General features: G+C 58.1%; 15 protein-coding genes and 1 tRNA gene. 8 read left to right on the top strand and 8 right to left on the bottom strand.

Annotated elements, in window-relative coordinates:
• The first annotated feature begins 112 nt into the window (after positions 1 to 112).
• Both LEPTO7104_RS0124235 and LEPTO7104_RS0124230 read left to right on the top strand, forming a co-directional pair.
• Complete coding sequence (locus LEPTO7104_RS0124235; RefSeq protein ID WP_017301180.1) at positions 113 to 655, top strand: PadR family transcriptional regulator; 543 nt, start codon at positions 113 to 115, stop codon at positions 653 to 655.
• A gap of 322 nt (positions 656 to 977) precedes the next feature.
• Complete coding sequence (locus LEPTO7104_RS0124230) at positions 978 to 1,769, top strand: MOSC domain-containing protein (protein WP_017301179.1); 792 nt, start codon at positions 978 to 980, stop codon at positions 1,767 to 1,769.
• 14 nt (positions 1,770 to 1,783) lie between these two features.
• On the opposite strand, the gene cobA is transcribed toward LEPTO7104_RS0124230, so the two are convergent.
• Together cobA and LEPTO7104_RS35135 are read right to left on the bottom strand one after the other, a co-directional pair.
• On the bottom strand, positions 1,784 to 2,584 hold the full coding sequence (gene cobA, locus LEPTO7104_RS0124225; RefSeq protein WP_017301178.1) for a uroporphyrinogen-III C-methyltransferase: 801 nt from the start codon (positions 2,582 to 2,584) through the stop codon (positions 1,784 to 1,786).
• Between the two features lie 132 nt (positions 2,585 to 2,716).
• Entirely contained in the window at positions 2,717 to 3,724 is a 1,008-nt protein-coding gene (locus tag LEPTO7104_RS35135; RefSeq protein WP_155523756.1) for a sirohydrochlorin chelatase, read from the bottom strand.
• Positions 3,725 to 3,982: 258 nt separating this feature from the next.
• Here LEPTO7104_RS35135 and LEPTO7104_RS0124215 point away from each other — a divergent pair.
• Positions 3,983 to 4,053: transfer RNA gene (locus tag LEPTO7104_RS0124215), tRNA-Gly, on the top strand.
• 143 nt (positions 4,054 to 4,196) lie between these two features.
• Here LEPTO7104_RS0124215 and LEPTO7104_RS0124210 read toward each other — a convergent pair.
• The 5 genes from LEPTO7104_RS0124210 to LEPTO7104_RS35130 all read right to left on the bottom strand — a co-directional run bounded on the left by LEPTO7104_RS0124210 (position 4,197) and on the right by LEPTO7104_RS35130 (position 11,431).
• A complete protein-coding gene (locus LEPTO7104_RS0124210) occupies positions 4,197 to 5,582 on the bottom strand; it encodes a hypothetical protein (protein WP_017301176.1) in 1,386 nt (461 codons plus the stop codon).
• An 89-nt stretch (positions 5,583 to 5,671) separates the two neighbouring features.
• The gene (locus LEPTO7104_RS0124205; protein ID WP_026073039.1) at positions 5,672 to 6,712 is read right to left on the bottom strand and encodes a zinc-dependent alcohol dehydrogenase family protein; all 1,041 of its coding nucleotides are present in this window, start codon (positions 6,710 to 6,712) and stop codon (positions 5,672 to 5,674) included.
• A gap of 556 nt (positions 6,713 to 7,268) precedes the next feature.
• Positions 7,269 to 8,042: a GntR family transcriptional regulator gene (locus tag LEPTO7104_RS0124200; protein WP_026073038.1), complete on the bottom strand. Its 774-nt coding sequence runs from the start codon at positions 8,040 to 8,042 to the stop codon at positions 7,269 to 7,271.
• Between the two features lie 142 nt (positions 8,043 to 8,184).
• On the bottom strand, positions 8,185 to 9,342 hold the full coding sequence (gene solA, locus LEPTO7104_RS0124195) for an N-methyl-L-tryptophan oxidase (RefSeq protein ID WP_017301172.1): 1,158 nt from the start codon (positions 9,340 to 9,342) through the stop codon (positions 8,185 to 8,187).
• Between the two features lie 466 nt (positions 9,343 to 9,808).
• Positions 9,809 to 11,431 (bottom strand): BCCT family transporter, encoded by a 1,623-nt coding sequence (locus tag LEPTO7104_RS35130; RefSeq protein WP_017301171.1) that lies wholly within the window; start codon positions 11,429 to 11,431, stop codon positions 9,809 to 9,811.
• Between the two features lie 824 nt (positions 11,432 to 12,255).
• Between LEPTO7104_RS35130 and LEPTO7104_RS35125 the strand changes: the two genes are divergently transcribed.
• From LEPTO7104_RS35125 to LEPTO7104_RS0124165, 5 genes are all read left to right on the top strand, one after another.
• Positions 12,256 to 13,467, top strand: coding sequence for an aromatic ring-hydroxylating oxygenase subunit alpha (locus LEPTO7104_RS35125; RefSeq protein WP_083887131.1), 1,212 nt, complete (start codon positions 12,256 to 12,258; stop codon positions 13,465 to 13,467).
• A 373-nt stretch (positions 13,468 to 13,840) separates the two neighbouring features.
• Positions 13,841 to 16,264 (top strand): GcvT family protein, encoded by a 2,424-nt coding sequence (locus LEPTO7104_RS0124180; RefSeq protein ID WP_017301169.1) that lies wholly within the window; start codon positions 13,841 to 13,843, stop codon positions 16,262 to 16,264.
• A gap of 265 nt (positions 16,265 to 16,529) precedes the next feature.
• Positions 16,530 to 17,468 (top strand): DMT family transporter, encoded by a 939-nt coding sequence (locus LEPTO7104_RS35120; protein ID WP_017301168.1) that lies wholly within the window; start codon positions 16,530 to 16,532, stop codon positions 17,466 to 17,468.
• A 75-nt stretch (positions 17,469 to 17,543) separates the two neighbouring features.
• A complete protein-coding gene (locus LEPTO7104_RS35115) occupies positions 17,544 to 18,326 on the top strand; it encodes a methylenetetrahydrofolate reductase (RefSeq protein ID WP_017301167.1) in 783 nt (260 codons plus the stop codon).
• Positions 18,327 to 18,364: 38 nt separating this feature from the next.
• Positions 18,365 to 19,741: an L-serine ammonia-lyase gene (locus LEPTO7104_RS0124165; protein ID WP_026073037.1), complete on the top strand. Its 1,377-nt coding sequence runs from the start codon at positions 18,365 to 18,367 to the stop codon at positions 19,739 to 19,741.
• 218 nt (positions 19,742 to 19,959) lie between these two features.
• On the opposite strand, the gene LEPTO7104_RS0124160 is transcribed toward LEPTO7104_RS0124165, so the two are convergent.
• The gene (locus LEPTO7104_RS0124160; protein WP_026073036.1) at positions 19,960 to 20,514 is read right to left on the bottom strand and encodes a hypothetical protein; all 555 of its coding nucleotides are present in this window, start codon (positions 20,512 to 20,514) and stop codon (positions 19,960 to 19,962) included.
• Positions 20,515 to 20,673 lie beyond the last annotated feature (159 nt).

Raw genomic sequence — 20,673 nt, 5'->3', positions numbered from 1 at the left:
ACAAAATGCTATACAACCAATGGGTATTCAACAAGTCGGTATTCAAATTGTTGTGTACCTTGACCAAAAGGTATACTCAAATTGTTGAGTATGTCAATGGGCAAGAGAACCTATGGCCCTGTCCCACACAATTTTGGCGGTGTTGTCCCGCGAGTCTCTGAGCGGCTACGACATCAGCAAGCGCTTTGAAGAGAGCGTCAGCTGCTACTGGCAGGCCAGCCAGCAGCAGATTTACCGTGAGCTGGGCAAAATGGAGTCCCAGGGCTGGGTCACCCACGAAACCGTGCTCCAGGCGGGCAAGCCCGACAAAAAGATTTACAGCATTACCGATGTGGGCCATGGCGAACTGGCCCGCTGGTTCGTCGAACCCACCGAGCCCACCCCCATCCGCGAAGATCTGCTGGTCAAGGTGTTGGCCGCCCCCTTTGTCTCGATAGATTCGCTGCGGCAAGAGCTACAGCGCCGCCGTCAGCTACACCTCGAAAAGCTGATCGACTATCAGGCCATGGCAGCGGCCTACCAGGCCATGCCCCACCCGCCCAAAACCGAGCGCTTTCGCTACCTCACCCTGCGCCGGGGCCTGCGCTACGAACAAGACTGGATTGACTGGTGCGACGAGGTACTGGATTTCTTAAAGCAAGACAGCCCTGAGTAACGGCAAGAAGAACGGTGCCAGATTCAGTCGGTACGACGATGGGGGCTGTTTATACTGAAATTTTGGGCCTATCAGCGCCTAATTGGGTGTGATAGCAAATCCGAACCCCATATCCCTGCTTCCATAGGGGCCAACTTGTAGGGGCGTTGGCGTAGCCAAGCCAGCGACTTTATGGCTTTCGTCCTGGGGAATCGGGGGTAACTAGACAGGATTTGGTATGGGGCTGCTGATTAATAACCTGCTGTAGTCGCAGCCTGCGCTGGGCATCAAGCCAAAGCGCGACTTTTCTGGTTAAATCATTCCATCCAAAGAGAGGTTTCCCATGAGCATCATCGGCCAGGTCGAAAGCCTCTGGCGATATCCGGTCAAAAGTATGCGCGGCCAAGAGCTAGACGAAGCATTTATGGGCTATGCGGGCATCTACGGCGATCGCCTCTTTGCCTTCAAGAATGCGGCGGCCCCCAAAGGGTTTCCCTACCTAACCGGGCGTGAGCAGCAGGAAATGCTGCGCTACCAGCCCCGCTTTCGAAATGCTGACAAGGCCGCAAAGCCCCCTAATCTGGCGGAGGCCGAGGCGATCGGGCCTGGCATTACGTCGCTCTATGCCGCTCCTTCGGAGTTAATGGCCGATGTTGAGACACCCTCCGGGGAGGTTTTGGCCATAGACGACGAGGCGCTGATTCGCATGCTCACAGAAGGCGTGGGCGGGGAGCCGACCCTGACGCTGTTGCAGTCAGAGCGGGCCATGACAGACTGCCGCCCGGTGTCGCTATTTTCGGTTCAAACCGCTCAGCAGCTCGGACGAGAACTGGGCATCACGCTGGACAAACGACGTTTTCGAGCCAATATCTATTTAGACCTCAGCGGTGCAGACGGGTTCGGGGAGGATGCCTTTGTGGGGCGATCGCTGCGGATTGGCCAGAAAGCGGTCGTCTCAGTTCTGGAGCGAGATCCGCGATGCAAAATGATCACCCTCGATCCCGATACGGGGAAATCGAGCATGGAAATTCTGCGCAAGGTCTCCCAGGCCCACAGCGGCAAGGCGGGAGTCTACGGCGCCGTGCTTGTCGAAGGTACAATTCGCAACGGCGATACAGTTGAACTGATGGACTAGCCTAACCGGGTTCGCTAGGGCCAAATCGTGCCTGTGGGGCGGCAGTGGCTAAATACCTCGTGCCAGTTGACCACTGCACCAATCACCGCGATCGCCGGTGCTTCAAACCCGGTTTCGGCCACTTGGGCCACAATCGTCGCCAGGGTGCCAATCAGCGTTTTCTGCTGGGGGTAAGTGCCCCAGCGAATCAGCGCCACGGGGGTGTCGGCGCTGAGATCGGCGGCTAGCAGTTCAGATGTAATCGTGCCCAAGTTGTGGATCCCCATGTACACCACAATCGTTTCAGACCCCTGAGCCAGGGCGCGCCAGTTAACCTTCGGACGATACTTCCCGGCTGACTCATGGCCCGTGACAAACGTCACCGATGAACTCTGACTGCGGTGGGTGATCGGAATACCGGCATAGGCGGGCACCGCCACCCCAGCAGTAATGCCCGGCACCACCTCGACCTCAATACCGGCCTCGACCAGGGCCGCCATCTCTTCGCCGCCCCGGCCAAACACAAACGGGTCCCCCCCCTTGAGGCGCACCACCACCGCATTGCCCCGAGCCTGATCGACAATCAGCTGATTGATATCGTCCTGGGCCAGGGAGTGGCGGCCCCGGCGTTTGCCCGCGTTGATGACCGTAGCATGGGGGTTGACCATAGCCAGAATGGGAGCGCTGACCAGGGCATCGTGAATCACGACGTCGGCACATTCCAGCAACCCTTTGCCCCGCAGAGTAAATAGGCCCGGATCCCCCGGACCAGCACCAACCAGGTACACCTTGCCGTAGGGTTGACCTTCATCAGGCCGAGAAGCTGTTGACACCATAAGCGTTATCAAAATTCAGACTGTGAAAGCAAACGAAACGGGCGGCAATTCAGCTGTTTCCGAGCGTAAAATACCCGGCGCTGGTCAGCCTGAGGGGCGCACTCAAGGGGCTAGACCTGGCCAGTTCTCGGCCTAAGACACCATCGACGAAGAGCGCACCCCGTGGCGAAACGCTACTCGCGGCATCGCGGCCGGAGCTGGTTGAGTCTTGAGCGGTCCTCCTCCAAGGGCGAGGTCAACGATCAGGCGAGCAAGCTCCGGCGACGGGCCAAGGGGCGGCAGCAGGTGAAATCCCATTTGTGGAAAGCGTTCGGCTAGCTCCTCGGTAAGCCGAGTAATGGCATCGGTAGTGCTACCCGTAAACAAAAAGTAAGGTAGCACAGCGACTCGCTGCACCCCCATTTGCATATGATGAATCACCTGAGACTCTAGGCTGGGAGGTACTGTCCAAAAAGCAGCAGTGCCTCCCAGCGCCTGAGCCAGCTTAGCAATCGAGTCGTTGCTCCCCGATCGCCGGCTTCCGTGGGCAAGCAAAATCAGGGTTTCAGCGGTGGTAGCGCAAAGCCTGCGGTGCAGTAAATCCCCGATGTCGGGGTGGCTGCCCAGGTGCGGGCAGATATCTAAGGGCAGGCCCGGCAGTGCCTGTTGCGCCTGCTCTACCTCGGCCGGAATGTCGCTCATGACATGGACCCCGGCCAGCAAAAACAGCGGCACCAGGCGAATCCGATCGACCCCTGCCGCCTGGGCGCGGCGGCTAAAATCAACGATCTGCCTGTGCAGGGGTAAACCCTCTGCCTCCAGACAGGCGGTACCAACTAAGGGGCCATTGATTGGCTCAGGCGGCAATACCCTGGCCCGGTAAATACCAGACTGCTCTAAGCAAGAGTCGTCCTGGCTAATGCCCAGCCAGTCGGGGGGCAGGCCATGGCGCAGAGGTGATGCGAACGACTGCACTGGAGCTAGACGGGTTGAGCCAGGGCGTTTGCCATCGCTATGCTCCTTGAGTCGAGCCCTGGTTCCCCGCAGTCCGGCCTCCTGCGATCGCACAAAGTTAGCCAATCGCTCCATGGCTTGCCCAGGGCGGGGGTCGCGGCTACCGTGGGATATCAATAGATACGCTGTCGATGCAGATGCAGACACAGGCAAACCCAAACTCGTTAGACAACAGCAGCTAACCACCCCACACCAGCAACCTTACCCATCCCCAGGCTCTTACTTGCTAAGGGATGAACCCCACCACCGTTCCACCAACGGGTGAGTGTTTCATTATAAAGATCTAGCTCGGTGCGTCCGGTATCGTATCCATCAAAAGACGGCTCAGTTAAGCGGTCTGCCTGCTCTTTAAGCTTTTTGGGTACCCGATTCTGAGGGGCAATGTGATAAGATATTGCCCTATCTGCGGGTGTAGTTTAGTGGTAAAACCTTAGCCTTCCAAGCTAATGATGGGGGTTCGATTCCCCCCACCCGCTTAGGACAGTCGTAGTCATCTCTGCAAAAACGGAGTCGGCGCATTGGCTACGGCTATAGCACCGCCATTGCCCCCCTGCTCCCCTGCCCTCCCGCTGCCATCCTCCCCCACTCCCCTACACAACACCACCTCAGAGAGACGAAACTACCCCTGCTCGCCGCCGCGCTGGAACCACCAGAACCGCTGCCACCAGTCGGCGGGCTCGTCCTTGGGGCCGTCGTGCTCGGTGGGTCTGTCGCTGGGGCCGTCGACCACCAGGCTGCCCACGTAGTCGGCATCGGCGTAGACGCGATCGATCTGCTGGCGAATTTCGGCCATGTCGGCTTCCGACACCACGCCGTTGCTGGTGGCCTTATAAAACTGCACCGTCACCCGAATTGGGTAGTCGGGGTCGCGCTCGATCGCCATGCCGTCGATTTCGGTAAAGGGGCCTTCCACCGCGCCGTGGCCAATCACTGCTGCCTCCACATCGCTGGGGGCGCGGCTGGCCTGCGGGGCCGCCGGGGCTATACCCGCTGCCTCATCCATCATTGACCCGTTTTGTCGCACATTGCGCTGCTTCAGCGGCACCTGAATCAGCAGCACCAGGTTTAGCCCGTCGCTGTTTTCCTCAACGCTGGGGCGATCGGGGTTCTCGGTCTGGGCGGTTTGAAAGTCGCTCAGGCGCTGGCCGGTGAGGCTGGCCCGCTCGCCATTTTTGTTGAAGAACAACCGCTGGCCCCAGGTTTGCCCCGCTTCAAAACCGTCGCGCTGGTTGTCGATGATGGTGACGCTGGTGCCCTCGCGGGTGGCTAGCAGCGTCAGCACCGCCGGGTCGCCGGGGCGCGACTGATAGTTGAACAGCACCGGGTTAAAGGTGGCCAACCCCTGCTGGGGAATAGGCAAAAAGCAGGCCTGGGCGCTGACCAAAACATGGCTGTCGCGGCGGGGGGCCAGCAGGGATTGCCGCTGACCGGCCCAGGAGTCAGGGTTGTGCAGGTAGCCGCGCAGATTGCCCAGAACCTCGTCGAGGGGCACCCGCCGCAGGTCTTCGCCCGCCTCGTTGCCCACCAGCACGAAGAAATCTTCCAGGGGAATGTCGGCGCTGAGGTCCGCAAAGTTGGGATGGCGAATCACCGGCATCAGGTGAAGCTGGTAGTCGCCGCTGTCGGGGTTCTGCTGCTGCACCTGAATGGTCATGTCGCTGATGTTGGGGCCTACCGACGAGCCGTAAAAGCGCCCGGTGTCTTCCCAGGTGAGGTTGAGCACGTTGAGATCGAGCGATTCGGCCAGCTGGCGGGCGACGGGGTCAGACACCATCGCCTGGGTGCGCTCAATTACCTGAAGGTAGCGGTTGTAGTTCTGGCGCTGCACGATGGGTGGCATTGGCGATCGCTCCGGCTCTGAAGATTGGGCGGCAGCATCAGGGGCACCGACCCCCAGCCCAGGGCCAATTTGCCCCAGGGCGATGCCGCCGCCCAGGGCGATGGGCAAAGCACTGCTAGCGGCGACTGCGCCCAGGGGTAACCAACGGCTCAGGTTGCGGATCATGTTCAGGCTCCTCTCAGTTCTATGGCCCTAACTTACGCAGCCTGAGCGGGTTTACCCGGTCGGTTACTAAAACTGAAACTCCCAGTCTGCTAAAACTGGTCGATTACCGTGACGCCTACCCCCCCAAAGTTGCTCATATTCGGAAGCTCAATCAAGGAATCTTCAAGACTGATGGTTCTGCCGATGAGTCTCTTTGGCTGCAACTGACCGGCCTTGATCATTTCAAGAAGTTGGGGATACCTGTGAGCTTGTATCCCGTGAGAGCCCAGTATCTCCAATTCATTCGCGATCACCTTATCCATTGGCAACAAGGGGCTACGGTCGTTGCCTACCATTAACCCAACCTGGATATGCTTGCCGCGTTTTCGCAATCCGAGAATTGAGTTCGTACATGTCACAGCACTGCCCAGCGCATCAATCGACACATGGGCGCCGCCGCCCGTAATGCTGCAAACGCATTCGGCCACAGAATCCACTTGAGTCGCGTTTACCACCGCATCAGCGCCGATGCTCCTGGCAAAGTTCAGTTTTGCGTCATCAATGTCAATCGCCACCACCTGTGCGCCCAAGGCGTCAGCGATCATGATGGCGGAAAGCCCAACCCCACCACATCCATGTACTGCAACCCATTGCCCAGCCGAAACGTTTCCCTGGTCGACCACCGCTCGGAAAGACGTCACGAATCGGCACCCAAGGCTTGCGGCCGTGACATAATCAAGCTCCTCTGGCAAGCGAACGAGATTGACGTCCGCGTAGTCAATGGCCACGTATTCCGCAAACGATCCCCAATGGGTAAACCCTGGCTGAAACTGGTGGTCACAAACCTGATGATTGCCAGAAGCGCATTGGGGGCAAACTCCGCACCCGCAAACAAAAGGCAGAGTGACCTGTTCTCCGGGTTTCCACTTCATGACCTCTGGGCCAACCGATTCAACTACTCCAGCCAGTTCGTGTCCGGGAATATGGGGAAGGCGAATGTCTGGATCATGCCCCATCCAGCCGTGCCAATCGCTTCGGCATAGCCCAGTAGCTTCTACTCGGATGACCACGCCACTGGGTGGAGGTGTCGGATCTGGCAAATTCTCAATGGCGAGAGGTTTACCAAATGCGCGATACATTGCGGCTTTCATGGGCGCCTCCGGAAAACGAGAATGTTAGTTACATTTAACACAGGCATTCTTGAAGGTTACTGAAAATTCTTCAGGACTGAGGGGGCGATCGCATGTGACAGCAATCACAATCTGCCCAACTTTTGACGATTTCCGGAATTGGGCCAACTTCCGATGAACATACCCATAGACCTCTATCGGTATCGGTGGGTCTGAGGCATTCTAAGGATGGCAATAGCCGCTCTAGACCAGCCTCTTTATAGCGAACTCCCTATATCTAAACCGCCCCCGGTGCCTCGTGTACTGGGGGTTATTTAATGAAAGGCCTCACTGGTCATTGCTTCTTATATTGTTTTTCCTGGTCAGTGATATTTAGGGAAGCAGGGGAGCGGGGAAGCAAAAGCTGTAGGCACAATTTCAATAAATGGTATTAAACGTTGCCTCTAGTTTTCAAAACATTGCTTAGTCCCCGAAGGCTGGGCTATGTTCCCTATTTCGGATCATTTTGCTCCCCAGTTCCCTTAGCCCCCCAGCTCCCTGGCTATTGCAACAATCAGCCAACTTGTGCCGTAGTCTCCTAGGGTGAGTTTTCTAAAATGCTGAGATCGGGGGAGTCAACTTCGATCTCGGCGGTATAGCAGGTCCAGTCCGATCGCGACAGGGTTTTGCCGCAGACCGCAGGCTGGCGATTGCCCCCACAAGCCACATAGTTAAATACCAGCAGCGGCATCCCCAGGGGCACTGCTAAGTATTCGCTCAGCTCGTAGGTGGCCGGAATACTTTCCAGGCTCACCTTGGCCGCCCGGAGGTGAATGCCGTTGCGCACCAGGGTGCTGTAGGTAAACCCCTGGCTCAGCGGCTCGGCCAGGGCTTGCCCCGTGGCTTCGGGATAGTAGGTGATGTCCAGCGCAATCGGGGTATCGTCGGCGTAGTAGATTTTCTCTTGCCAGTAGACCTGAGCGTCTTTGGCGGTCAGGGCCAGCTTGCGCTTTACCTCCGCTGGGGCCTGAATGCGCTGAAACCGCAGCGACTGGACCCGGCTGGTGTAGCCCTGCTGCTTCAGCGCCGCGTCGAAGTACAGCAGGGGGTTAGACATTGAGAAACTGATTTTGTGGGGATCGGTAACAAAAATCCCCTTGCCGCGCTGGGTGGTTACCAGCCCCTGCTGGGACAAACTGGCGATCGCCTTGCGAACGGTGGTGCGGCTGACGCCAAAGAGTTCGCCCAGGTCAAATTCGCTGGGCAAGCGCTCCCCTGGTTCGTACAAGCCCGCCTCAATTTTTTCCTTTAGCTTTTCTGAGATCACCATGTGCAGCGGCTGACTACTGGTGTCTTGCCCACTAGAAACCATAAAGACTGTCATTGGTTGCAGATCTCCGGCATCTTATCTAATTGGGGATGCGGGTGGCGAGACAACCCAGGATCTTGGTCTTGACAGCACAAACTCTTGGGTCGTCATCCCCGCCAGGTAACCCAGGGGGCAGGTTTGGCAACTACGCGGCCACCAGCTGAAACCGAGCTAGCTTAAACAGGCTGGTGTCGTGGGGCGTGCGATCGCCCAGGGCTAAATCGGCCAGCATTTTGCCCATCAGCGTCGTGAATTTGAAGCCGTGCCCCGAGAAGCCCGCGCCGATTACCACCTGGGGGTGATTGGGATGCTGGTCAACCACGAACTGCTTGTCGGGGGTGAGGGTGTAGAGGCAGCGGCGGGTCGACAGCAGCGGCCCAGCGGCATCGGGAATGTACTGGCGGGCAAAGTCGCGAATCCGCTCGGTCCAATCCTGGCTAGGCGTGTAGTCAACTTCGCTGGGGTCCTCCACGGTGTCCCAGCCGTAGAAGGTGGTGATTTTGAGGCCGATGCTGGGGTCTTCGTGGGGAATGCCGTAGGGCATTTCGCCGTAGGGGCCATTCATGTGGGCAAAGAACACCGGGAATTTGCCTGGCTCAAAGTCGGCGGGGGTGCCGGGCTGGTAGAAGCCCAGCTGACAGGGCATGATTTTTAGCGGCAGGTCGAGGCCCTGCTGAGCCAGCAGCCCCTTGGCCCAGCTGCCAACGGTGAGAACGATGCGATCGCAGCTATAGGTCTCGCCCTCGGTCACCACCTCAACGCCGTAGTCCGTGGGAGTCACCTTGAGCACCGGGGTTTGGTCAATTACCGTCGCGCCGCGCTCCTGGGCCAGACGGGTGTGGGCCAGCACGCAGCGGGAGGCCCGCAGCAGCCCGGTATCGGCGTGAAACAGTCCTTCCATGCCGTCGTCGAGGGCAAACTGAGGGTAGCGCCGGGCAATGTCGGCTTTATCCCAGTGCTCGTAGTCGAGACCAGCCTCATCCAGGCTGGCCTTCATCTGCTGGAACGTGTCGGTGGTCGGAAAGCCAAAGTCGAGGCCGCCGGTTTTGACGTACAGCGATTCTCCGGCCTCTTCCTGGAGGGCAAACCACAGGGGGTAGGCATCCCGCATCAGGTCCACGTAAATGGGGTTGTCGTAGGTGTAGCGAATGACGCGGGAATAGCCGTAGGAGCTGCCGTTCTGGTGATTTAGCTCAAACTGCTCCAGCAGCAGCACCTTTTTCCCTGCTTTTGACAAATAGTAGGCGGCGGCGCTGCCCACGCCTCCGGCTCCAATCACAATCACATCGAACTGCTGCGCCATAGTTGCAAGCTCCTGGCAAAAACCTGGTGAGAATGGTGAAAAACGAATTGGATTGCCCCGGCAGCGGCAAACGACGTTTGCCCCTACTGACTATCTGCGTAAGCCGGGGTAATTGAACTTAGATTTGCATGAGAGGCGGATTGAAACCTTCTGTCTCTCGTTACGAAGGTGGGATCCCCCCTGCCCCCCTTAAAAAGGGGGACTTTGAAAAAGGCTACATCCCCTTTCTAAGCTACTGCTTATAAACGAATACATCTTGGCTGTGTTGCCTGAGATCGATCCCCCCACCCCCCCTTAAAAAGGGGGGCAATGGCTCCCTTTTTGAGGAAAACTGCCCCCTTTTTTAAGGGGGGCTTTATTGAGAACCCTGGAAATGGCACATCTGGGGGGATCATGACGGGGATTTAGCCAAGCGCAGAGATGTATATAAGCAGTAGTCCTCTTAAGAGGGGCAGGGGAGACTCCGCTAGCGGGCGATCGCTCGTTCAGCGGCCTCGGCCTCGATCAGCTTGCGCTTCTCGTTGACCACGTCGTGTTCGTAGCTCAACCCTTTGTAGACGCTATAGCACATGATCAGCAGCACCACCGCGAAGGGCAGTCCCGTGGTAATTGAAGCGGTTTGCAGCGCCGACAGCCCGCCGCCCAGCAGCAGTGCCGCCGCCACCACGCCCTCCGTTACCGCCCAAAAGATGCGCTGGGGGACGGGGGACTCAAGCTTGCCGCCGGAGGTCAGGCTATCAACCACCAGCGAACCCGAGTCAGAGGAGGTGACAAAGAACACCACCACCAGCACAATGCCCACCAACGAGGTAATGCCCGTCAGCGGCAGCTGCTGAAGCATGACGAACAGCGCGGTCGCGACGTTATCCGCCACGGCACCGCTGATTACTCCGCTAAGCTCGCCCATTTCCATGTTGAGGGCCGTACCGCCAAACACCGACATCCACAAAAACGTCAGCATCGACGGCAGCACCAGCACGCCCAAAATAAACTCCCGCACGGTGCGCCCCCGGGAAACGCGAGCAATGAAAATGCCAACAAAGGGCGACCAGGAGATCCACCAGCCCCAGTAGAACACCGTCCAGCTGTTTTGCCAGTCTGTGCCCGAGAAGGTTTCGGTCCAGAAGCTCATCACCGGCAGAGAGGCAAAATAGAAGCCCAGATCTTCGACAAAGGAATTGACAATAAACAGCGTTGGCCCCACCAGCAGCACAAACCCCATAAATATAGCGGCCAAAATCATGTTTAGTTCGCTGAGGCGGCGCACGCCATTGCCCAAACCAGAGACCACCGAAGCGGTGGCAAAGCCCGTGATAATGGCAATCAGCCCCACCTGAATTGGGATGCTAATGCTCATTCCAAAGAGAAAGTTAAGCCCAGCATTGACCTGCTGCACCCCAAACCCCAGAGACGTGGCCAGGCCAAACAGCGTCGACGCCACGGCCAGAATGTCGATCACGTTTCCTGGCCAGCCGTAGATGCGTTCGCCCAACAGCGGGTAAAACACTGAGCGGATGGTCAGCGGCAGCCCCCAGTTAAAGGCAAAAAAGGCCAGGGAAAGACCGACCAGCGCATAGATGCCCCAGGCGTGCAGGCCCCAGTGAAAGAAGGTGATGGCCATGGCCTGCTGAGCGGCTTCGGCACTGTTGGGTTGAATGGCCTCCCCCAGCATGGCGGGCGGATCTTGAAAGTGATAGATGGGCTCGGCGACGCTCCAAAACATCAGACCAATCCCCATCCCGGCGCTGATTAGCATGGCCACCCAGGCGAAGGTGGGAAACTCTGGGCGGGCATCCGGCCCGCCCAGACGGACATTGCCCAGCTTGCTGATGGCGATGTAAATCGTAAAAATTAGGAAAAAGCTGACCGAGAGCACAAAAAACCAGCCCAGCGCTCCCGCAATAAAGGCCTGAATCTCGCCGAAAGCGGCCTCGGCAGGCTCTCGAAAAACAAGCGTAAACAGAACGAACAAGAAAATTAGGCCACCCGAGACTAAGAACACCTCGGGGTGAAAGTCAAAACCCCTGAGGGCGATGTTGCGATCGCCCGGACGGCGAAGGCTGTGGCGGGTCGGCGCATGGGCTGGCATCACAAATGGATGCTCCTCATGCCCGTTCCGGCCTGAATCTGGTGTAGTCATAGGAGTTATTTAGCTCTCAACACATCAACAATCAGCTGTAACGCCTTTGTCTAATGTCTTGCCCTTAGCGAGAAGCAGCCTCTCAACCCCGACGGCAGCACTATGGCTGAATTCAGCGATCGGGCATCATTATTTATCGGCTGATAATTATTGCTGTCTGCGACCACCTTTCAACAGAAGCAGAAGCCCCGTCAAGGTTTCTGACATCCTGCCACATTGCTGTGACAAGACGATTAGGCCCGTCTGGCAATGCTTTTGGGCATACAAAGGGAAAAACCAAACTGCCGATCGCCGAGCTGGCAGGCAAACCTTCGTAACCCAAAGTCTCGCCTACCACAGGCCAGCAGCAGCCAGAACTCAACTAGCTCTATCGACTAAACCATAGGGCTCTATTTGAAATAGAAATGTTGCTGACTATACAGTTGTTACTACAAGTTTTGAAATCGCAACATATTCTTCTGTAAAAAATTAGATAAAGAGGCTTAAGAGGCCTGCTTTCTCTAAAGCTTCTCTTGGAAATGACTGAGGCTTGAGGTTACCCTTTGCCTAAGAAACATCAAAGTCCCCTTACAAAAGAGCTGCGGATTGTCAAGCAGGAAACATTCTTAGGCTTTGACAGGCATTAACCTTAGTTCTAAGCTTGTAATTACAAGTTTAGAAAGCCTCGTTTTTGGTTTTGGCTCGACTCTTCTTTCTCAGGCTTCTTAAACCCGCCCAGTTCAGATCAAAGGCTGTGAACGTAACACTCCAACGCACCACTGTTGAGACAGACTATGACTCAAAATTCCGCCGTTAGCCCTTCCCGTGACCTGGCCCTAATGGAACCATGTGAAGGATCTCAGGCCGAACCCTCCTCTCCAGCCGCTTCGCTCATTCATTTAGATGGCTATCGGCAGCTGGGCCTGCCAGCGGCAGCCTATACCAGCGCCCGGTATCTCCAGCGGGAGCGAGAAACCCTGTTTAGTCAGTATTGGGTGTGCGTTGGCTTAGGGTCAGACGTTCCCAATCCGGGCGATGTGTACCCCACCGAGGTGGCGGGCATGCCGATCGCCCTGGTGCGCGATCGCGCTGGCACCCTGCGCGCCTTTCACAACATTTGCAGCCATCGGGGTCTGCAATTGGTCAACAAATCCTGCAACGTGCAGGGCAATCTGCGCTGCCCCTACCACTCCTGGGCCTACAAGCTCGACGGCAGCCTCAAGAGCACGCCCCACTTTGGCGGCTACTACAAAGACGCCTACGAGGGGTTCGATCGCGAGAGTAAAGGGCTGTCTGCCATTCGCTGCGATCGGTGGCTCGACCTGGTTTTCGTCAACCTATCTGGGGACGCGCCGCCGCTGGAGGAATACCTGGCCCCTGTGATCGATCGCTGGTCGACCTACGACCTCAGCCAGCTGCGCCGCGAACCCCGCGAAGTCAATTTGCAGTGTAAGGCCAACTGGAAGCTAGCGGTCGAAAACTTCTCCGAAAGCTACCACCTCAGCTGGGTACACCCTGCCCTCAACAGCTGCTCCCGTATGGAAGACCACTTTGGTTTTGATGTCGGCGATACCCATGTCGGGCAGGGCAGCTTGCTCTACAAGAGTGGGGTGGTCGAGGGGCGATCGCTGCCCACCTTCCCCAATATTGAAACCCACCACAAAGAAACCGTCGCCGAATACATCACCGTATTCCCCAACCTGATGCTGGGCGTGCATCCCGACTACTTTTTGGTGTTTGTCGCCAACCCCCTCAGCCCCGGCAAAACCCAGGAGCGCATGACCTTCTACTTCGTCGGCGATGAGGCCATGACTCCCGAAAACGAGGCCCTGCGCCACCTGCCGATTGATCTTTGGAAAGATACCAACGACGAAGACATCGACATGATCGAGCGCATGCAGGTGGGTCGCAAATCCCCCCGCTTCGACGGCGGCTGCTTTTCGCCAGAGCTGGAGCAGACGGTCTATCGCTTTCAGCAGATGGTGGCGAAGGCGGTGGAGGGGTAGAGGGGTGGATGGGTGGGCGGGTAGGCGGATGTCCTGGCAGCTCGAATCCTGCCCCCATTCATGTCCCTGCCTCTTTAACTCATCCACCTATCCACTCCCTTGGCGGGTTACGGCCATAGCTCAGAACCTCGAACGGTGGGTTAAGGCAACAACAAGTGTGATTGGTTCATCCCCGAGTTGACCTGCGGCCTAACCCACCCTACGGCAGACGACCCTCGATGCTTACATTCCCTAGCGGTGGGTTACGGCCATAGCCATTGCGATCGGTTCGTCCCAAAGGAACCTTTGGCCTAACCCACCCTACCGCGCTACCCCACCTTCCCCATCTCCCCTACCCCATCACTCCCCCACTCCCCCCCAACCGGAGACCCCCATGCAAACCAACGCCACTCTCGTCGTCATCGGTGCAGGCATCGTCGGCTGTAGCACCACCTACCACCTGGCCAAACTGGGCTGGAAGAATATTGTCGTGGTCGAGCAAGGCCCGCTGTTCGCCACGGGCGGTTCCACCTCCCACGCGCCGGGGCTGGTGTTTCAGACCAACTCGTCTAAGACCATGACCAAGCTGGCTCAATACACCGTCGAGCTATACAGCCAGCTCAGCACCGAGGAAGGCCCCGCTTTTTACCCCGTTGGCGGTGTGGAAGTGGCTTACACCGAAGAGCGCATGGCCGAGCTTCAGCGCAAGCTGGGCTGGGCCAAGTCTTGGGGAGTCGAAGGGGCCTGTCTGCTGACGCCCGACGAGATCAAGGCAAAAGTGCCCCTGGTTGATACGGCTAAGGTGCTGGGCGGTTATTTTGTGCCCACCGACGGCATTGCCAAGGCGCTGCGGGCGGCGGAAGCGATGGCTAATTATGCCAAGGAAGCCGGTGCCGCCGAATTCTTTGGCCACACGACGGTGATGGATATCGAAGTGGTCGATGGTCAGGTGCAGGCGATCGTTACCGACAAAGGCCGCATTGAAACTGACAAAGTGCTGGTCTGCGCAGGCATCTGGGGACCGCGCATCGGGCGCATGGTGGGCGAAGTTATTCCCCTCACCCCCGTGCAGCACCAGTATGTCAAAACTGCGCCAATTCCTGAGCTGGCGGGGATGACGGAGGAGGTCACCTATCCGATGGTGCGCCACCAGGACCATGCCATGTACTTCCGGCAGCACGACGACTGCTGGGGGATTGGCTCTTATCAGCACGAGCCGCTATTAGTAGACCCCGACAACATTCTGCCCTATGCCGAAGCGCCGATCATGCCCTCGGTTCGCCCCTTCACTGAAGAGCACTTTGGCCCCGCCTGGGAATCCACGAAAGAACTTTTTCCCGCGCTCGAAGGGGCAGAATTGACCTACAAAATCAACGGTATGTTCTCCTTCACGCCGGACAGCGGCTCGGTGGTGGGCGAGTCCAGTAAAGCCAAGGGCTTTTGGGTAGCAGAAGCGGTATGGGTCACCCACGGGGGCGGCGTCGGCAAAATTGTGTCAGAACTCATGACTACCGGGGTGCCGAGCCTCGACATTCACGAGATGGATATTCACCGCTTCTCGGAGGTGTGCAAGAGCGCTCCCTACATCACCCGTGCTGGAGCGCAGCAGTACGACGAGGTGTATGACATCATTCACCCATTGGATCAACAAACTCACTCGCGGGAGCTGCGGGTCAGCCCGTTTTACCCGCGTTTGCAAGAATTAGGAGCACAGTTTGTTTTTAGTGCCGGATGGGAGCGGCCCCAGTGGTTTAAGGCCAATACGGATCTCTTGGATCAGTACACCATTCCTCAGCGCCAGGGCTGGGAGGCAAAGAACTGGTCGCCGATTCAGGGGGCGGAGCATTTGGCTACGCGGGAAAAAGCGGCTCTCTACGACCTCACCCCCTTTGCCAAATTTGAGGTGACTGGCCCCGGCGTGGTGGCTTATTTGCAAAGCCTCTGCGCCAACGACATCGACAAGCCCGTCGGCAAAGTGATTTATACCGCCATGCTCGATGCCAACGGCGGCATCATGTGCGACCTGACGGTAAGTCGCCTGGGTGCTGAGAAATACTGGGTGGTGACGGGTGGCTCTGTCCACGGTCACGACCTGGCCTGGATGACGGCGCACTTGCCCGAGGATGGCTCTGTTCGCATTACCGATGTTTCGTCTAGCTACTGCTGTGTGGGCCTATGGGGGCCAAAAGCACCGGAGATTTTGCAGGCGGTCACCCAAACCGATGTGTCTAAGCCCAGGTTCAAGTTCTTCACCAATCAGCGGCTCACCATTGGCAATATTCCGGTGCTGGCGGTGCGGGTGTCCTACGTGGGCGAAGAGGGCTGGGAAATCTATGCCCCCACGGAATCGGGCCTAAAGCTGTGGGATACGCTGTGGGCGGCGGGTCAGGAGCACGGCCTGATCGCCGCTGGCCTGGGAGCGTTTGAAACCCTGCGGCTAGAGAAAGGGTTCCTGTTTTGGGGACACGACATTCACACGGAATACGATCCCTTCGAGGCAGGCTTAGGCTTTGCGGTGAAGCCAAACAAGGGCGGCTTTATCGGGAAGGAAGCATTGTTACAGCGCCGGGACTACGCCAGCCGTAAACTCTGTTTTATAACGCTGGATGATTCGACGGCGATCGCAATGGGTAAAGAGCCCGTGATCGCCGATGGCAAGGTGTTGGGCTACGCCACCAGCGCGGGCTACGGCTACAGTCTGGGGCGCTGCGTGGTGTTCGCCTATCTGCCGCTGACCTATGCTCAACCCGGTACTCAGGTCTCGGTGGAATACTTCGGTCAACCCTTGGCGGCCACGGTGGTTGAAAAGCTGTTGTAAACCAACCGTCACCTCAGATGCGTAGGGTGCATTATCGGCCCTTAACCATCGATAAAACTCCCTAAACTTTGCTGAGAGGCCGCAATGCACCGCTTACGGCGTCAAGGAACTGCTGCTGGGATAGCCGGGAGTCAAGTTTGCCAGGGGGCTCCCGTTGGGTGAGCGGTGCATTACGGCTAAAAGGAAACCTCGGTCTTTTGTTTAGGTTATTGCAAAGCCTAATGCACCCTACAAGTTGATAGCTGAAATTTGGGAGATCCCTGGTATGGGCATTTTGGGTTTAGAGCTTCTCTTCGTCGTGCTGTGGAGTTCTGGTTTCATTGGCGCGAAATATGGGCTGCCCTACGCGGGGCCGTTCACGTTGTTGTTTGTGCGCTATGTCCTGGTGGCGATCCTGCTGCTGATCTGGCTGAGCTATCGGCAGAGGCTGCAATTTCACAGCAAGACGGCGATCGCTCGTTCGGCCTTTGTGGGGGTGCTCGCCCACGCTGTCTGGCTCAGTGCGGCACTGGGGGCGATCGCGCTGGGGGTTTCGCCATGGATTGTGGCGCTGATCACGGCCTTGCAGCCTATGTTCACCAACGTTTTGTCTGGCCCGATTTTGGGAGAATCCATATCGCCGGTGCAGTGGTGCGGCACCGGCGTTGGTCTGGTCGGTGTCGTGTTGGTGGTTGCCACCAAATTAGAGGGAGCCGCCGAGGCTGCGCCGCCAATTGGATATGTTCTGCCCTTCATCGCGGCGGCCAGCATGACCGTGGCCACGCTCTATCAACGACACTTGAATCGCACCCAGCCAGAGCAAAATTTGCCGGTCATTCAGAGTTTGTTTGTGCAGGCGGTGGCCAGCGCGATCGTCCTTTGGCCCCTGGCGGTGTTTATCGAAGGCTTGACCATTGAGTGGAGCCAGCAGTTTGTGTTTGCCCTGGGGTGGCTCATCGTCGTGCTGTCGATCGGCTCCTACGGGCTGATGCTGAAGCTGCTGGAGTATCGCACAGCGGCCCGAGTGGCCAGTTTGATGTACCTGACGCCGCCCACAACTCTAGTGCTGGGATTCCTTCTATTCAATGACCAAATCGCCTGGGTCGATGCGGCGGGGCTGGTGATTGCGGCGATCGGGGTGGCCCTGGTTTATCGGGGCGGAGCCGATACGCCCAGGAAGGTAAAACACACTGACCCCAGACGCTTCCTCAGCATGAAGCCATAGTAATCATCGCCCCCCTCGCTCCCCCGATCCCTCGCTCCCCTGCTCTAGCCCTATCACTCCCGACAGGTTGATGCCATGCAATTTTCAATCGAAGTGACGCCAAAGGTTGATGTCTCAGAGCTGCCCCAATCGGTGCGAGAGGTATCGATCACCTACCTGCCGGGAGCAGACGATCGCGAGGTGGTAGTCCAGGCCGCCCGATTGAAGGCTCTCGGCTACGACCCAATTCCCCATGTACCTGCGCGGAGCATGCGCGATCGCACCCATCTCTCCGACTACCTCGCCGCCCTGCGCGACCAGGCCCAAATTCGCCAGGTGCTGATCATCGGCGGCAGCCCCGATCGCCCTGTCGGCCCCTTCAGCTCTACGCTGGATCTGCTAGAAACAGGTTTGTTCGACGGCTTGCGGATAGGCGTCGCCGGTCACCCCGAGGGCATGCCGATGTTGGACGAACCGGCATCGGATCGCATTCTCGCCCTCAAGAACCAGTACGCCCGAGAGACTGGCACCGACATGTTTGTGATGACCCAGTGGTCGCTGGATGTCGCCACCGTGCGCGCCTGGCTCGATCGCATTGAACCCTTCAACCACCTGCCGATTTACCTCGGCATTCCCGGCCCCACCAGCCCGGCAACGTTACTAAAGTTCGCCAAACTCTGCGGTGTCAAAACCAGTCTGTTAGGACTAAAGCAGCAGTCATCGCGCCTCGGTAAACTGCTCACCGTGCAAACGCCCGATTATCTGGTGGATGGTCTCAGCCCTCGCATCACTCACTTCCACATCTATACCTTTGGCGGCGTGGCGCGATCGCGCGATTGGTTAACCACCCGACTCTCCCAGGAGGCGATTCCGGCATGACCCAGGTTCACCTTTCCTCTCCCACCGTTTCTGCCAGCATGTCTACCAGCGTCTTCGACATCTTCAAAGTCGGCATTGGCCCCTCCAGTTCCCACACCGTCGGCCCGATGAAGGCGGCGCGGCGGTTTGCCCAGGGCCTTACGGACGATGGGCTGCTGGAGCAGGTGCAGCGCATCCAGATCGACCTGCATGGGTCCCTGGGCGCGACTGGCCGGGGCCACGGCAGCGATCGCGCCGTTTTGCTGGGGCTAGAGGGCGAGTCGCCCGACACCATTGATCCGGATTTGATCGATGGGCACCTGGAGCGCATTCGCGAAACCCAGTCGATCTGCCTTTTGAAGCAGCGGGTGCTGGCCTTCAACGAAAAGACCGACCTCAAGTTTCACTGGAAGCCGCTGCCCTTTCACCCCAACGGCATGGTGTTTACCGCCTTTGATGGCGCGGGTGCGGTTTTGCGCGATCGCACCTACTATTCTGTCGGCGGCGGCTTTGTGGTCGATGAACAGGTCGCTGCGAGCGATCGCCTGGAGCTGCACCAGTCGCCCCTGCCCTACCCATTTACGACAGCGGCCCAGCTGCTGGCCCGGTGCCACGAATCGGGGCTGTCGACCAGCCAGATCATGCTGGCCAATGAGCTGACCTGGCGCTGCGAAGCCGAAATTCGGGCGGAGCTGCTGCGGATCTGGCAGGTCATGCAGGCCTGCGTGGTGCGGGGATGCAGCACCGACGGCATTCTCCCCGGCGGGCTCAAGGTGAAGCGGCGGGCGGCCTCGCTCTACCGCCACCTCAAGCAGCGATCGGAATACACCCTGGCCGACCCGCTCAGCATTATGGACTGGGTCAACCTGTACGCCATGGCAGTGAACGAAGAAAACGCCGCCGGGGGGCGGGTGGTGACGGCTCCCACCAACGGCGCAGCGGGCATTATTCCCGCCGTCTTGCACTACTACACCCGCTTTTGCCACGGGGCCTGCGAAGACGGCGTGGTGAACTTTTTGCTGGTGGCGGGGGCGATCGCCATGCTCTACAAAGAAAACGCCTCGATCTCCGGGGCCGACGTCGGCTGCCAGGGCGAAGTCGGCGTCGCCTGCTCGATGGCGGCAGGGGCCTTGACCGAAGTGCTCGGCGGCACCCCCGCCCAGGTCGAAAACGCCGCCGAAATCGGTATGGAGCACAACCTCGGCCTCACCTGCGACCCGGTGGGCGGCCTGGTGCAGGTGCCTTGCATCGAGCGCAACGCCATGGGGTCGATTAAGGCCATCAACGCCACCCGCATTGCCCTCCAGGGCGACGGCAAGCACTTCGTCCAGCTCGACGAGGTGATCAAAACCATGGTCGAAACCGGGCGCGACATGCACGAAAAGTATAAAGAGACCTCGCGCGGCGGCCTGGCCGTCAATGTCATCGAGTGCTGAGCGCCCTGCCCCAGGTCAGGCAGAGGAGACGATGGGAAGCTGCCTCATACCAATTCTAACCAGGCGGATTGCGCCGGGGCAAATGGTGTTTGCTTGGCCCAACGGGGGATAGTCAGGGAAGATGCAGAACTAGACAAATCGGGGCCTGGATAGCACCAGACCCCGATCGCCTTTACCTTAGCCAAAGGCTACGACTTTACCTTAGCCAAAGGCTACGGCTAGCTAGCCGCGCTGCCGATCGCCCCTTTGAGAGCTGCAATCCCCTGCTCGACGCTGGCCCACAGGCCCATATCAGGCTCTTGCCCCGCGATCTCACGGGTGCCAACGAAGTAGAGAACGCCCTTGAGAACTTCCTGGTGAGCCCGGTTTTCAAAGTTAACTTTGTTCAGCGGCTCCATGGCATCTTGAAGCTCATCGCCCAGGGTTTGCCCCACTTTGTGCAGCACCAAACCCGTCATTACCTGCTGGTGCTTCAGCAATTCAAGCTGAAAAAATTTGTCGTAGAGAGATAGCTCTGAGCCATTCATCATTTTGTCGACAGACTCAGCATGCTTTTGAGTGATGTCGCGCGGCTCGGCGGCGGCGGCTAGCTTAGTCACGGCTTTGTCAATGGCGGTGAGGTTTTCGCGATCGCTCTTCAGCATTCCGTCGAGGCGCTCGCGGATGGTATTGTCGCTGGTGGCCGCCATCAGCTTTTGCTCGTTGTCGATCAAAACGGTTTGAAAAAGTCTCAGGTCAGCAAGCTTGGTTGCTAAGGTCGTCATATCAGTCATTGGGTTTGTATCCTAACTGGGGTTTAATACGGTGTCATAACTCACAGTTTTCATGATCCCGCGAGAACTCAGGGGTACCCTCTCTCGTTGGAAAGGTTGAGCCGAAAGCTGTCTCTACCGTTTGCATCAATTTTGTGGCCATCGCCGCAAATTCTGCCG

Origin of the sequence: Nodosilinea nodulosa PCC 7104 (assembly GCF_000309385.1) — a bacterium.
Taxonomy (GTDB): domain Bacteria; phylum Cyanobacteriota; class Cyanobacteriia; order Phormidesmidales; family Phormidesmidaceae; genus Nodosilinea; species Nodosilinea nodulosa.
The sequence above is the reverse complement of the archived record's forward strand: the minus strand, read 5'-3'. Positions and strand labels throughout refer to the sequence as shown.

Excerpts from the sequence above, each read along its gene's own strand:
- LEPTO7104_RS0124235 (WP_017301180.1), top strand. The coding sequence starts at position 113 with ATGGCCCTGTCCCACACAATTTTGGCGGTGTTGTCCCGCGAGTCTCTG.
- LEPTO7104_RS0124230 (WP_017301179.1), top strand. The coding sequence starts at position 978 with ATGAGCATCATCGGCCAGGTCGAAAGCCTCTGGCGATATCCGGTCAAA.
- cobA (WP_017301178.1), bottom strand. The coding sequence starts at position 2,584 with ATGGTGTCAACAGCTTCTCGGCCTGATGAAGGTCAACCCTACGGCAAG.
- LEPTO7104_RS0124210 (WP_017301176.1), bottom strand. The coding sequence starts at position 5,582 with ATGATCCGCAACCTGAGCCGTTGGTTACCCCTGGGCGCAGTCGCCGCT.
- LEPTO7104_RS0124205 (WP_026073039.1), bottom strand. The coding sequence starts at position 6,712 with ATGAAAGCCGCAATGTATCGCGCATTTGGTAAACCTCTCGCCATTGAG.
- LEPTO7104_RS0124200 (WP_026073038.1), bottom strand. The coding sequence starts at position 8,042 with ATGGTTTCTAGTGGGCAAGACACCAGTAGTCAGCCGCTGCACATGGTG.
- solA (WP_017301172.1), bottom strand. The coding sequence starts at position 9,342 with ATGGCGCAGCAGTTCGATGTGATTGTGATTGGAGCCGGAGGCGTGGGC.
- LEPTO7104_RS35130 (WP_017301171.1), bottom strand. The coding sequence starts at position 11,431 with ATGCCAGCCCATGCGCCGACCCGCCACAGCCTTCGCCGTCCGGGCGAT.
- LEPTO7104_RS35125 (WP_083887131.1), top strand. The coding sequence starts at position 12,256 with ATGACTCAAAATTCCGCCGTTAGCCCTTCCCGTGACCTGGCCCTAATG.
- LEPTO7104_RS0124180 (WP_017301169.1), top strand. The coding sequence starts at position 13,841 with ATGCAAACCAACGCCACTCTCGTCGTCATCGGTGCAGGCATCGTCGGC.
- LEPTO7104_RS35120 (WP_017301168.1), top strand. The coding sequence starts at position 16,530 with ATGGGCATTTTGGGTTTAGAGCTTCTCTTCGTCGTGCTGTGGAGTTCT.
- LEPTO7104_RS35115 (WP_017301167.1), top strand. The coding sequence starts at position 17,544 with ATGCAATTTTCAATCGAAGTGACGCCAAAGGTTGATGTCTCAGAGCTG.
- LEPTO7104_RS0124165 (WP_026073037.1), top strand. The coding sequence starts at position 18,365 with ATGTCTACCAGCGTCTTCGACATCTTCAAAGTCGGCATTGGCCCCTCC.
- LEPTO7104_RS0124160 (WP_026073036.1), bottom strand. The coding sequence starts at position 20,514 with ATGACTGATATGACGACCTTAGCAACCAAGCTTGCTGACCTGAGACTT.